The 13,122-nt window shown below is 69.2% G+C and carries 12 protein-coding genes; 8 read left to right on the top strand and 4 right to left on the bottom strand.

Translation table 11 applies throughout. The features are described from left to right. On the bottom strand, positions 1-291 hold a 291-nt coding region (locus B3587_RS10540; RefSeq protein WP_292728448.1), incomplete at its 3' end, for a 2-oxo-4-hydroxy-4-carboxy-5-ureidoimidazoline decarboxylase. A gap of 100 nt (positions 292-391) precedes the next feature. Between B3587_RS10540 and allB the strand changes: the two genes are divergently transcribed. From allB to B3587_RS10515, 5 genes are read left to right on the top strand one after another with little or no spacing between them, the layout of a single operon-like run. Then, complete coding sequence (allB, locus tag B3587_RS10535) at positions 392-1,750, top strand: allantoinase AllB (protein WP_292728446.1); 1,359 nt, start codon at positions 392-394, stop codon at positions 1,748-1,750. After that, complete coding sequence (locus tag B3587_RS10530; protein ID WP_292728444.1) at positions 1,747-2,847, top strand: acetamidase/formamidase family protein; 1,101 nt, start codon at positions 1,747-1,749, stop codon at positions 2,845-2,847. The genes allB and B3587_RS10530 overlap by 4 nt, the downstream gene beginning before the upstream one ends. Further along, a complete protein-coding gene (locus B3587_RS10525; protein WP_292728442.1) occupies positions 2,840-4,471 on the top strand; it encodes an AtzH-like domain-containing protein in 1,632 nt (543 codons plus the stop codon). Before B3587_RS10530 ends, B3587_RS10525 begins: the two co-directional genes overlap by 8 nt. Before the next feature lies 1 nt (position 4,472). Then, entirely contained in the window at positions 4,473-5,714 is a 1,242-nt protein-coding gene (locus B3587_RS10520; protein ID WP_292728440.1) for a pyridoxal-phosphate-dependent aminotransferase family protein, read from the top strand. Between the two features lie 3 nt (positions 5,715-5,717). Beyond that, entirely contained in the window at positions 5,718-7,016 is a 1,299-nt protein-coding gene (locus B3587_RS10515) for an allantoate amidohydrolase (protein WP_292728438.1), read from the top strand. A 476-nt stretch (positions 7,017-7,492) separates the two neighbouring features. On the opposite strand, the gene B3587_RS10510 is transcribed toward B3587_RS10515, so the two are convergent. Together B3587_RS10510 and B3587_RS10505 are read right to left on the bottom strand one after the other, a co-directional pair. Next, the gene (locus tag B3587_RS10510) at positions 7,493-8,371 is read right to left on the bottom strand and encodes an endonuclease domain-containing protein (RefSeq protein WP_228179279.1); all 879 of its coding nucleotides are present in this window, start codon (positions 8,369-8,371) and stop codon (positions 7,493-7,495) included. Beyond that, positions 8,368-8,577 (bottom strand): hypothetical protein, encoded by a 210-nt coding sequence (locus tag B3587_RS10505; protein WP_292728436.1) that lies wholly within the window; start codon positions 8,575-8,577, stop codon positions 8,368-8,370. Before B3587_RS10505 ends, B3587_RS10510 begins: the two co-directional genes overlap by 4 nt. 271 nt (positions 8,578-8,848) lie before the next feature. Between B3587_RS10505 and B3587_RS10500 the strand changes: the two genes are divergently transcribed. Beyond that, positions 8,849-10,225: an amidohydrolase family protein gene (locus B3587_RS10500; RefSeq protein WP_292728434.1), complete on the top strand. Its 1,377-nt coding sequence runs from the start codon at positions 8,849-8,851 to the stop codon at positions 10,223-10,225. Between the two features lies 1 nt (position 10,226). On the opposite strand, the gene B3587_RS10495 is transcribed toward B3587_RS10500, so the two are convergent. Next, a complete protein-coding gene (locus tag B3587_RS10495; RefSeq protein ID WP_228179276.1) occupies positions 10,227-10,568 on the bottom strand; it encodes a TraR/DksA family transcriptional regulator in 342 nt (113 codons plus the stop codon). 110 nt (positions 10,569-10,678) lie between these two features. Here B3587_RS10495 and B3587_RS10490 point away from each other — a divergent pair, with 110 nt between their 5' ends. After that, positions 10,679-11,881, top strand: coding sequence for an XdhC family protein (locus B3587_RS10490; protein WP_292728431.1), 1,203 nt, complete (start codon positions 10,679-10,681; stop codon positions 11,879-11,881). A 185-nt stretch (positions 11,882-12,066) separates the two neighbouring features. Further along, positions 12,067-13,122 (top strand): ABC transporter substrate-binding protein (locus B3587_RS10485; protein ID WP_292728429.1); only part of this gene is annotated, 1,056 nt, incomplete at its 3' end.

Here is a 13,122-nt window from a genome sequence, read left to right as displayed (position 1 = left end):
CACGGATGCCGCGGCATCCGACATCGCGGACTGCTCGTGCCGCGACGCGTTAGCCTCGGCGCCCTCGCCGCTCGGACGTTCGCCGATGCGGGGATGGTGGGCGAGTGCGGCATCCAGCTCGGGCCGGCCCCATGAGCGCGCGAGGCGGTCGGCGGTGGCCTCGAGCTCGTCGACGGAGGCGAACGGGCGTGTGCCGGCCACGGCCTCGGCCCAGGCCGGGACGCGAGCCCACACCGAGACGACCTCGATCGCTTCGGCCTCGGGCAGGTCATTGAAGTGCGTCAGCTCCATGCGGCCACCGTAACGCGCTAGACGCGCGACGGCGGCAGACGTGATCCGAAATGTTGGTACAGGTAACATGCGAGAAATGCGCGGATCATACGGTGACGGCATGTCGTCCCCGGCCCTCGCCCTCGCGTCACGCCGGGTGTTCCTTGACGGCGGCTTCTCGGCCGCGACAGTCCTCGTTCGTGACGGCCTCATCGCGGGGATCGCTCCGTTCGACCCGGATGCCGCGCTCGTCCTCTCTGACGACGAAGTGCTTCTCCCGGGACTCGTCGACTCGCATGTGCACCTGAACGAACCGGGACGCACCGACTGGGAGGGGTTCGAAACCGGCACGGCTGCAGCAGCGGCGGGCGGCATCACGACGGTGGTTGACATGCCGCTGAACTCGCTGCCCGTCACCACGACCGTCGAGGCGCTCGCCGCTAAACGCGCAGCGACAGCCGGCAAGCTCGCCGTCGACGTCGCGTACTGGGGTGGCGCCGTGCCCGAGAACCTCGGGTCGCTGCATCCCCTGTTCGCGGCTGGGGTGGTCGGGGTGAAGTGCTTCCTCTCGCCCTCGGGGATCGACGAGTTCGGGCACCTGGATGCCGCGGACTTGGAGTCCGCGCTGACCGAGCTTGCCGCCTTCGACGGGTTGCTCATCGCTCACGCCGAAGACCCCGCCCACCTGCACGATGACCCGGCTATCGGCAGCAGCTATGCACGATTCCTCGCGAGCCGCCCGCCGATCAGCGAAGAGTCGGCGATCGCCGCTGTCGCCGCTGCCGCCGGCCGCACCGGCGCGCGCGCCCACATCGTGCACGTCTCCGATGGGCATGCGCTCGATGTCATCCGTGAGGCCAAGGCTGCCGGCATCCGGCTCACGGCCGAGACCTGCCCGCACTATCTGACTCTGCGTGCCGAGGACCTTCCCGACGGATCGGGCACCGTGAAGTGCTGCCCGCCCGTGCGTGACGGCCACAACCAGGACCTCCTCTGGGAGGGCCTGCTCGACGGAACGATCGATGCCGTCGTCAGCGATCACTCGCCCGCGACTCGGGATCTGAAGGAGCGCGAGGACGGTGACCTCGGCCTCGCGTGGGGCGGGATCTCCGGAGTGCAAACCGGGCTCCGGGCGGTATGGACCGAAGCATCCCGCCGCGGCATCCCGCTCGAGACCGTGATTCCGTGGTTCACGACCGGGCCTGCTGCGATCGCCGGCATCCGCAGCCGCGGCGTGATTCGGAAGGGTGCTCCCGCGCACCTGGCTGCGTTCGCGCCGGATGCGGCATCCGTCGTTCGCGCCGCCGACCTCGAATACCGCAACAAGCTCTCGCCCTGGGACGGTGCGCTGCTGCGCGGCTCCGTGCGCGCAACCTGGGTCAACGGGGAGACGGCGTACACTGCGAACCGGGGGATCACGGGCCGTCACGGGCGTGAGATCCTGGCCACCGATCCCGCTTCGGACGAAGGAGCCCGATGACCAGCTTTCCCTTCCCGATCCTCCAGCCCGGTATCGGCGAGATCGCCGGTGACCATTACCTGCGCTCCACACCCGACACCGTGATGTGGGGGCGCCTGCCGTGCGTCACCGACACAGCGGTGCTCGAGGTCGCATCCGGCGAGACGGTGACGATCGACACGGTCAGCCACGAGGGCATCCTTGACGATCACGGCACCGACCCGGTTGCGTACTTCGGCAGTCACGGCATTCCCCGCGAGGCGGTGCTCGACGACGCCGTCGAGGTGGCCTCGGCGCTGTCTCGAAACCCCGACACCGATGGCCCGCATGTCGTGACCGGACCCATTCGGGTGACGGATGCCGAACCCGGAGACCTCCTCAAGATCACCGTGGTCAGCCTCGCACCCCGCGTGCCGTACGGCGTGATCTCGAACCGTCACGGCAAGGGAGCCCTGATCGGCGAACTGCCGCGCGGCGCGCACAACGTCAGCGTCTTCACTCCCGTCGAGGCGCGGCCCGAGGGCCTCGTGGGCGTGCTGCCGGTGACCGAGGGCGGCGAGGGTCGAATCGAGTTCCCGCTTGCACCCTTCCTCGGGATCATGGGGGTCGCGGTCTCCGACGACGAGCGCCCGCACTCGGTTCCCCCTGGGCCGCACGGCGGCAACATCGACATCAAGCTACTGACGGAGGGGTCGGTGCTCTACCTGCCGGTGCAGGTTGCCGGCGCTCTCGCGTACGTCGGTGACCCGCACTTCGCGCAGGGTGACGGTGAGGTCGCGCTCACGGCGCTCGAGGCATCCCTTCGCGCGACGCTGCAGTTCGAGGTCGTCCCACGTGAGGTCGCGCTCGCCGAGTTCGGAGAGCTCGCGGGTCCCCTCGTGCGCACCGACGAATACCTCGTTCCCACGGGCATGGATGTCGACCTCAACGTCGCGATGCGCAACGCCGTCCGTGCTGCGGTGAGTCTTATCGAGGCGCGATGGGGGCTCGACGAACACCTCGCCTACGCCTACCTGTCGGCGGCCACCGACTTCGACATCTCGCAGGTTGTGGACGTCGTGTGCGGCGTGCACGCGCGCATCCGTGAGGCCGACTTCGCGAAGGTGGACCGTGACTGACGCGACCCTGCCGCCGAGCGGCTTTCCCGACGACATCCCCGACGACCTGTTCACGGCGTTCGACGCGTACGAGCGCGCGATCCTCGCGAATGATCTGGATGCGCTGGATGCCGCGTTCGCGCCGGGTTCGGAGACGATCCGTGCGGATGGTGCCGGGTTGCTCGTCGGCCACGACGCCATCAGTGCGTTCCGCGTCACCCGTGGCGGCGTTGCGCCGCGCACGATCGAGCGCCTGGAGTACCGACCGCTCGGGCCTGACATCGCGCTGCTGGTCGCCGAGTCACGCTTCCACGGCGGCGGACGCGGCATCCAGACCCAGGTGTGGCAGCGCATCGATGGACAGTGGCTGATCACGGCGGCACACGTCACGCCCCGCACCCCGGCGTTCGACCGGTCGATCTGGCGTAGCGTCGGCGACCCGCTCTGGCAGGGCGCGTGGGAGGGGCCGCTCGCCGGCCTCACCGTGGCGGTGAAGGACCTGTTCGCCCTGACCGGCTTCCGCATCGGCGCCGGAAACCCCACCTACCTGCGCGAGGCGCGGGCAGAGAAGACCACGGCGCCTGCGCTTGCCGACCTGATCCGAGCCGGCGCGTCCGTGCGGGGTCTCGCGCGCACCGACGAGTTCGCGTACTCGATCGCCGGCGACAATGCCCACTACGGCACACCGCCGAACGCCGCCCTCCCCGGGGCGCTTCCGGGTGGCTCATCCAGCGGAGCGGCGAGCGCCGTCGCGCTGGGTCAAGCGGATGTCGGACTTGCCACCGACACCGCCGGATCGATTCGGGTGCCCGCCTCGTACCAGGGCCTCTGGGGGCTCCGCACGACCCACGGTCTCGTGCCGCGGCAGGGCGTTTTGCCCCTCGCGCAGAGCTTCGACACCGTCGGGTGGCTGACCCGCGACGGCGCGACTCTGCAGCGTGTGGCGGAGTGGTGCCTGAGCTACGACGGGTCTGATTCCACCGAGAGTGTCTACGGCGAGTCCGGGGATGACCTGCCGTGGCGCTTCCTCGTGCCCGATGAGGTCGTGGATGCCGCCGACGCGGCGACCCGCGAGGTCTTCGATTCGCTCGTGGCTCGGCTCGCGGCATCCGATGACCCGCCGCGACTCGGCCGGATCGAGATCGGCGACCTCGACGAGTACGTTGCGCCCTTCCGGACGGTGCAAGGCGCCGAGGCGTGGCGCAACAACGGGGAGTGGCTGCGCGAGCATCCCGGCGCGGTCGGGCCCGCCGTTGCCGAGCGCTTCCGGCTTGCGGCCTCGGTCTCGCCCGCGGCGGAAGCCGACGCTCGCGGGGCGCTCGCCCCGCTGCGCGAGAACCTGCACCACCTCGTGCGCGACGCCGTGCTGCTGCTGCCCACCGCTCCGGGACCGGCGCCGTCGCGCACGGCGGATCCCGGCGAGATCGACGCCACCCGCCTGGCCACCCTGCGGATGACGACCCCCGCCGCCGTCGCTGGTCTTCCCGCCATCTCGATTCCGCTGCTCACGGTGCGCTCGCCCCTGGGTGCGGCGCCCGTCGGAGTGTGCCTTGTCTCGCGGGCTGGCACCGACATTGCGCTCGTACGCCTGGCCAGGCGCCTGGCGGCACTCGTCTCGACCGATCTCTCGGGAAGGACCCCCTGACATGACCGACGCACCTGCATCCAGCATCCCCGGCCCGATCGACCCGCCCCGTCGACTCCTCATGGGCCCGGGGCCGGTCGATGCCTACCCCGGCGTCCTGCGGGCCATGTCGGCGCCGTTGGTCGGGCAGTACGACCCGTTCATGACCGCGACCATGACCGAGACGCAGGAGCTGTACCGCGGGGTCTGGGGTACGGGCAACGACGCGACGCTCCTGATCGACGGCACCTCGCGGGCGGGGATCGAGGCCGCGATCCTCTCGCTGATCCGTCCCGGCGATCGCGTCCTCGTGCCGATCTTCGGCCGGTTCGGCCATCTGCTGGCCGAGATCGCCGAGCGAGCGATGGCCGAGGTGCACACGATCGAGACGGTCTGGGGGCAGGTGTTCACGCCCTTCGCGATCGAAGAGGCCATCGTCCGCGTCAAGCCGACCCTGCTGGCTCTTGTGCAGGGCGACACGTCGACGACGATGCTGCAGCCCCTCGACGAGATCGGCGAGATCTGCGCCCGCCACGGCGTGCTGTTCTACTCCGACGCGACGGCGTCGCTCGGCGGCAATCCGTTCGAGGCCGACTCCTGGGGGTTGGATGCCGCGACCGCGGGGCTGCAGAAGTGCCTGGGTGGACCATCGGGCTCCGCGCCGATCACCCTCAGCGACCGCGCCGTCGACGTGATCTCCTCGCGCAAGAAGATCGAGGCCGGCATCCGGGAACCCGGCGACCCCTCGTCGCCCGATTTCGTGCGCTCCAACTACTTCGATCTCGGCATGATCTTGGACTACTGGGGTCCGCGGCGCCTGAACCACCACACCGAGGCGACCTCGATGCTCTACGCCGCTCGCGAGTGCGCGCGCCTGCTGCTGCTCGAGGGCCGGGATGCCGTCATCGCGCGCCACCGCCGGGTGGGGGCGGCGATGCTCGCCGGTGTCGAGGCGATGGGACTGCGCGTCTTCGGCGACGTGTCGCACAAGATGAGCAACATCGTCGCGGTCTACATCCCCGAGGGCGTGCCGGGCGATGCCGCTCGCGCCGCGATGCTCGAGGACTTCGGGATCGAGATCGGCACTTCGTTCGGGCCGCTGCACGGCAAGGTCTGGCGGATCGGCACGATGGGCTACAACGCGCGTCCGGATGCCGTGCTGCAGACCCTCGTCGCGCTCGAGGCAGTGCTCCGCCGATTCGGCGCGGCAGTGCCTGCCGGTGCCGGTGCGGATGCCGCATCCGACGCTCTGGCGGTCGGCTGACCCATGCCTTTGCTCGAAGCATCCCCCGACCGCATCGCGGCCGCCGCCCGTCGGGTGATGGCCCGCTGCGACGAACTCGCGCGGGTGAGCGCTCAGTCGGGGGCGATCGAGCGTGTGTATCTCTCACCCGAGCACGCCCGGGTCAATCGGCTCGCTGCCGAATGGATGCGTGAGGTGGGCCTGCGAACCTGGCAGGACGCCGCGGGAAACCAGCTCGGACGCATCGAGCGCAGCGCCGATCCTGACCCCGCGGCGCCGGCGCTCATGATCGGTTCGCACCTGGACACCGTCAAGGATGCGGGGCGTTTCGACGGCATCATCGGCGCGCTCATGGCCCTCGAAGTGGTTCGCCTGTTGCGCCAGGAGAGTGACGGGGTCTCGCGGGTGCCTCTGCCGTTCGCCGTCGAGGTCGCTGCCTTCTCGGATGAAGAGGGCACGCGGTTCGGCAAGGCGCTGCTCGGATCCTCTGCCGTTGCCGGCACCTGGAACGACGCCTGGTGGACGCTCGCCGACGAGGACGGCGTGACCCTGCGGCAGGCGTTCCTCGAGTTCGGACTCGACCCGGGACGGATCGGCGAAGCCGCGCGGCGACCCGATCACCTCGTCGCCTATCTCGAGGCGCACATCGAACAGGGCCCCGAACTCGATCGTGCGGGCGAGCCCCTCGCCGTCGTGTCGTCGATCGCCAGCGCTCGCCGCTTCCAGCTCACGGTCGAGGGCGAAGCCCGCCACGCCGGCGGCACTCCCTACGACATGCGCCGGGATGCGCTGCTCGGCGCGAGCGAGGCGGCCCTCGCTGTGGAACGCATCTGCCGCAGCGAGCACCACATCATCGGCACCGTCGGCCAGCTCGAGGCGTTCCCCGGCGCAGTCAACGTCGTTCCCGGCGAGGCTCACCTGAGCGTCGACCTGCGCGGTGAGCTGGATGGCGAACGCGACCGCGTCTGGGACGAGATCAGCCGAGAACTCGACGACATCATGGGCCGCCGGGGGCTCCGCTGGCAGGCGCGCGAAGTGCACAACGCGCCGGCAGTGCGGTGCGGGCTGCTGCTGCAGGACGTCGTGCGCGAGGGCATCGTGCACGCGGCCCCGCGCCGCAGCGACGAGCCGCCTGTCATCTTCAGTCGCGCAGGCCACGACGCCATGGCGATCGGCTCGATCACGGATGTCGGGATGCTGTTCCTGCGGAACCCCGACGGCGTGAGTCACCACCCCGACGAAGCGGTTTCGGCCGCAGACGTTGCCCTCGGCATCCGTGCCCTCACCGAATCCGTGCTCCAGCTGGCAGCCGACCGTCTCTGACGTGCGGAGCATTACGTTCGGTCGCGCCTTGTTGTGGGTCCCATGAGCATGCACCCGCACATCGGCGCGACTGAACTTCGTCGGGCGGTCGTTGGGGTGGTGTCCCCTGGTTCGGTCGCGCCTCGTTGCGGGTCTATCGGGTGTCACCCCGCATTTCGGCGCGACTGAAGCTGGGCCAGCATTTTCGGTCGCGCCTTCGTGCGGGTCACGTGAGCGTGCACCCGCATTTCGGTGCGACTGAAGCGAAGGTCACCACGCTTCTTGTTTCTCCTCGCCGCACGAGACCTGGGCAGACTCTTCGTTCGGTCGCGCCTTGTTGTGGGTCCCGTCGGTGCAACCTCGCACATCGGCGCGACTGAATTTCGTGGCGAGGTCGTTGGGGTGGTTGCCCCACAGTTCGGTCGCGCCTTGTTGTGGGTAGCTCCGGTGTCATCTGCATTTGGGCGCGACCGAAGAAGCGCGATTGAGTAGACCAGTCATCGGGCAGCGTCGATGGCGCGACGGATGCGGGCCACGAGAAGCTCGGGTGTTCCGAATAGGTCTGACTGTGTCACTCGCATGACGCGCCAGCCGAGTTCGATCAAGCGCTCCATCCGCGCAATGTCCTTTGCCCACTGCACGGGGTCGGTGAGGTGGTGCTCGCCCTCGTACTCCAGCGCAAGCCGGATGCGGGGAAGCGCGAAGTCGACCTGCGCGATCCACACACCTCCGTCCAATACATCGAAGTTCGGCAAGAACCCACCGAGGCCAGCCCGACCGAGCAGAAGACGCATCAGGGTCTCCGGACGCGACCGCGATCGGGGGTGAGCCAGGGGCAAGGCGTTACGAAGAACATCGCCGCCGATCCGCCGACCAGCGTCAGCGGCGGCCTCGAGTTCCGCGAGCCCGGCAAGCGGCGGCGGATCGTCCGGATGCATCTGCTCGCGAATGATCGCGTCCGCCGCGACGACGGCATCATCGACCCACTGGTAGTGGGAAGACAGCATCGCCCAGGTCGACGCCGGTGATGACACGGCGACTCCCAGCACCGGATGCTGCACCAGCTCGCACATCCACGGTCGCAGTGCGTGCCCGCGCACGCCTCGTCCGGCCGGTGCGCGACGCGGCCAGATCACTGAGACGTCAAGAACTCCCGCGCGCAGCATCCGTCGCGGAAGCGGCACGCCCCAGGCGACCGCGGCGGAGATATGACTGAAGAACTCGTGCTCGGTCATCCGCTGCGCGTAGGCGTCCAGCGACTCGAGCAGAAGCGACTCGCCACGGTCGGGGCTGTCGGCGGGGGGCTCGAGGCGCTGCCGCCGAACCGCGCGGAACGGCATCTCAAGGTCGGATGCCCGAAGCCGAGACGACGTCACACCACGTTCGCGGGCGCGCTGGACGGAGAACGTTCGTCCGAGGTCTGCGGGAAGCTCTCGGGGCTGCACTCCTCCACCGTGAACGCGCGGCGCTTGCCGAGCGGACGCTGGGACAGAACCGGGGACAACTGCCCGTCGGCGCCAGCGGGGGAGGAGCCGCCGGCCGCGACATCCGTCACGATGCTCGCGGGGTTGGATCCGGTCACCCTTTCGTTCGGTCGCGCCATATTGCGGGTTCTGGGGAAGGGCACTCGCAACAAGGCGCGACTGAACTGAGCTGCACGCACGAGAAGGTGCGACCCTGTCCGGTTCGGTCGCGCCGTGAGGTCGGACTTGGCACACAGCACCCGCAATATGACGCGACTGAACAGAGAGGGCTGGCGGATCGAGGTCCAAAGCGCGCGGGAGCCCCTGGCGTAGCAGCAGCGAAACATGGGAGCGGTAGCGTTGCGAGACCCTCGCACCACCGGAGAACTTATGGCATCCCTGCTCGTTATCAACGCTCGTCTTATTACGGTCGCCGCCGGCGCCGACGACCTCGGCTACCTCGATGAGGGCTGGATGCTGGTCGAAGACGGCATCATCGCCGCGACCGGAGCAGGTCAGCCTCCCGCGGGTACGACCGCCGACGAGGTCCTCGATGTCGACGGGGCCTTCGCCGCCCCGGGGTTCGTCTCCAGTCACTCGCACCTGTTCACGTCGGGTCTTCGAGGTCTCGGTGTCAGCGAGACCCTCTACGGCTGGTGCGACTCGATGCTGGGGTTCGCCTCCCACATGACCCCCGAGGACATGTACTGGTCGACCCTCCACGGCTCGCTCGACTTCCTGGCCAACGGCGTCACGACCGCCTACAACTTCACGGACCCGCTACAGGCCTGGGAATCGATGGTCGACGGTGCGCGCGTCGGCGATGCACCGCTGCGCTCGCTCGAGTACCACACGCGCCAGGCGGACGGATGCCTCGACGCCGGCATCCGGTTCGTCGATGCGATCGGCATGGACGTGTCCTCGGGCACGGACGACGAGATCTTCGCCCGTTTCGCCGCCGAGGCCGCCCACACCCGGGGGATGGACCCCGATCTGGCCCTCGGCGTCTCGATCATGGGTCAGGTGCAGTGGTCGCCGCGTCCCGAGGCGGCCGAGCTCGAGGTCGAGGCGATGCGCCGGTTCGGCGTGACGAACCAGGCCCACTTCCTGGAGTCGCCGGAGGCGGTGCCGCTGCAGCAGTCGAAGTTCGCGATGTATCGGGATGCGGGCGCCCTCGGGCCCGACATGATGTTCGGTCACTTCATCCAGACCACGTCGGAGATCATCGCGCAGACCGCCGAGGGCGGTGCCTCGATGTCGTGGCAGCCGGCGTCCAACGGACGCCTCGCGTCGGGCGTCGCACTCGTTCCCGAGATGCTCGAGCTCGGCATCCGTGTCGGGATGGGCCTCGACGACCAGGCCTGCACCGACCTCGCCGACCCGTGGGGCAACATGCGTGCGGGGATCTTCATGCAGCGCGCCCGCACCAAGGACCCGCTCTCGATGACGCCCGAGACGGTGCTGCGCCTGCACACCCTCGGTGGCGCCGAGATCTTGGGCGTCGCCGACCGCGTCGGCAGCCTCGAGGTCGGCAAGTTCGCCGACTTCGTCGTCGTCGACCCACGGATGCCGGATGTCGGCCCACTCTGGCACCCGGTGCGCACCTACGTGCTGTCGATGAGCCTGCGGAACCTGAAGCAGGTCTACGTCGGCGGGGTGCTCGCGAGCGAGAACGGCGTCTCGACCAACCCACTGGCTGCCGAGGCGTCAGCCCGCGTGCACACCGACCTGCCGGCGCGCGCAGCGCAGTTCGGCCACCCGCGCTGAGTCACGCGCGCTGGGCCGACGCACAGGGGACGCACATCGTCGCCGTCGGCCTGACCTCGAGCCGCGCCGCCGGAATCGGCTGCCCGCACCTGACGCAGATGCCATAGGTGCCCGCGTCCACGCGCGCCAGCGCATCGACCACCGCCGCGTGGTCGCGCAGGGCCGCATCCCGAAGCGCCTCGACCCGCTGCCACTCGCCCGAGAGCGTCGAGCCTTCGGGGTCGTGCTCGTCATCGGCAGTCGCGGCAGCGCGGTCGGCGCGCAGCGATGCGGCGTCAGCGTCCAGCCGCGCGAGCTGATCATCCAGCCCGCGCAGGCGCTCGGTCAGCACGGTGCGGTTCACGTCCCGAGGCTACGCCCCGCCACCCACGTCCGGGCCGGCGTTCTGCTCGAGACGGCTGTCGCAATCTCGAAGAAACACCCGGATGATAGGCAGGAGTCCGGGAGGTGAGCATGCGAGAGATTCTTGATCCGGCCGCGGCCTGGGTCGCCGAGGAGCGTCAGTTCGCGCTCGCGGTGCTCGTCTCGGCGCAGGCGAGCTCGCCGCGCGAACTCGGCGCGGCGATGATCGTGGATGCCGACGGCGTCGTCTTCGGCAACGTTTCGGCCGGCTGCGTCGACGGTGACGTGCACGATCTGTGCCTCCAGGCGATCGAGTCCGGCGAATCGACCCGCGTTCGCTACGGCATCTCCGATGAGACCGCGTTCGAGGCGGGCCTCAGCTGCGGCGGCGTCATCGACGTGCTCGTCCTCCCTGTCCTCCGCGGCACGTCGGCCGCGGCAGCGATCGCCGACCTCCGCGCCGCGATCCTTCGTCGCGAACCGTGCGCGCTCGGCGTCGTCACTGCCGGGCGCAGCCGCGGCACCCTCGTCCTCGCTCGAGAGGGCGCGGATGCCGAGACCGACTTCCCCGCGACGGCCGATGACGGCATCCGCTCCGCACTCACCGCTGACCTCAAGCGCCTCCGCACCGATGCCCACGCGCTCACGCTGCGCTACGGAACCGACGTCGACGCGATTGAGGTGCTCGGCCTGCCGTTTCCCCACGCGCCGCGCCTGATCGTCATCGGTGCCGTCGAGTTCTCGGTCGCGCTGAGCAGGCTCGGGGCGGCATCCGGATTCGAGGTCACGGTCTGCGACCCGCGGGAGGCCTTCGCCTCGTCCGCGCGTTTCCCCGACGCCCACGAGGTCGTGCACGAATGGCCGCACGACTACCTCGCGCGCACGCCGATCGATGCGCGCACCGCGATCTGCGTGCTCACGCATGATCCTCGGTTCGACGTCCCCGCGCTCGCTGTCGCGCTGCGCAGCCCGGCTGGGTATGTGGGTGCGATGGGCAGCAGGCGCACGCACGACGACCGAGCTCGCCGACTCGCCGACGCGGGGCTGACGGATGCCGAAACCCAGCGACTCCGCTCGCCGATCGGCCTGGCACTCGGAGGTCGCACCCCTGAGGAGACCGCGCTGTCGATCCTGGCCGAGATCGTCATGGTGCGGTCGGGGGGACGCGGCGGTGCTCTGCGAGACACGACCGGTCCGGTGCATCCCGAGCAGTCAGTGCCGGCCCGGCCGGCGATTCCGGTGGGCGCGGAAGAGGGCATTGCCTGTGTGGCGAGCGCGCGGACGGTCATGCCCTCGGCGCGACAGTCGCGCTGAGCCTGCGCGCTGCTCTCCGGCGCCGCGACGCTCGTCGCATCCGCGATTCGGTAACGCGGACGAAACAGTCCGGCGAGTGTTCATGAAATCTACATCTCGTACGGTCGGACTCGACGACCCGACGAGTCCCGTAGTCGTGTGTCACCGAGTGTCCCATTCATCCGCAATCAGGAGACGCAGCAAACATGACATCTCTTTCCTCCCGAATCGTGCGCCGGTCAGCCATGGCCGTCGCAGCCGTCGCCGTGTCGGCGCTTGCACTGAGCGCCTGCGCCAGCGGTGGCGAGTCCACCCCGTCTGAGTCCACCGGCGGCGACGCTGCAGAGGGCTTCGGCACGCTTGCGGTTCAGCTCAGCTGGATCAAGAACGAAGAGTTCGCCGGCGACTTCTTCGCCCTCGAGAACGGCTACTACGAAGAGGCCGGCTTCGACGAGGTCACCCTCACGCCTGGCCCCTCGACCGGTGCCGCCGAGCTCATCTCGGGCACGGCTGATGTCGCGTTCTCCGACGCCGTCTCGATCGGCTCGGTTGTCGCAGCCGAAGGTGCGCCGCTGAAGATCATCGGCTCGGTATACCAGAAGAACCCCTTCACGATCCTCTCGCTCGCTGACGGTGGCAACATCACGACGCCCGAAGACCTCAAGGGCAAGAAGATCGGTGTTCAGGACTCCAACACCGCGCTGTTCAAGGCTCTGCTTGCCGCCAACGGCATCGACGAGTCCGAGCTCGAGATCGTGCCCGTGCAGTACGACCCGGCGCCGCTGACCAACGGTGAGGTCGACGGCTTCATGGCCTACCTGACCAACGAGTCGATCACGGTCGCCGCGGCTGGCTTCGACGTCGCCAACCTGCCCTTCGCTGACAACGGTCTGCCGTTCGTCGCCGAAACCATCACCACGACCGACGACATGATCGCGAACGATCGCGAGAAGCTGAAGGCGTACCTGGTCGCCGAGATCAAGGGCTGGGCCGACGCGGTCAACGACCCCGCAGAGGGCGCTCGCCTGGCCTACGAGGTCTACGGAGCCGACCTCGACCTGAACCCGGAGAACTCCACCGCCGGTTCGATCGCACAGTCCGAAGAGCTCGTCGTCTCGCCTGACACCGAAGAGTTCGGCCTCTTCTGGATCACCCCGGAGCTGCAGGAAGCGACCCTCGCCAGCCTCGCCGGCGCCGGTATCACCCTGACGGCCGAGGACCTGTTCGACCTCTCGCTCCTCGAAGAGGTCTACGCCGAGAAC

The sequence above is a fragment of the Microbacterium sp. UBA837 genome (genome assembly GCF_002296025.1).
GTDB lineage: Bacteria > Actinomycetota > Actinomycetes > Actinomycetales > Microbacteriaceae > Microbacterium.
The sequence above is the reverse complement of the archived record's forward strand: the minus strand, read 5'-3'. Positions and strand labels throughout refer to the sequence as shown.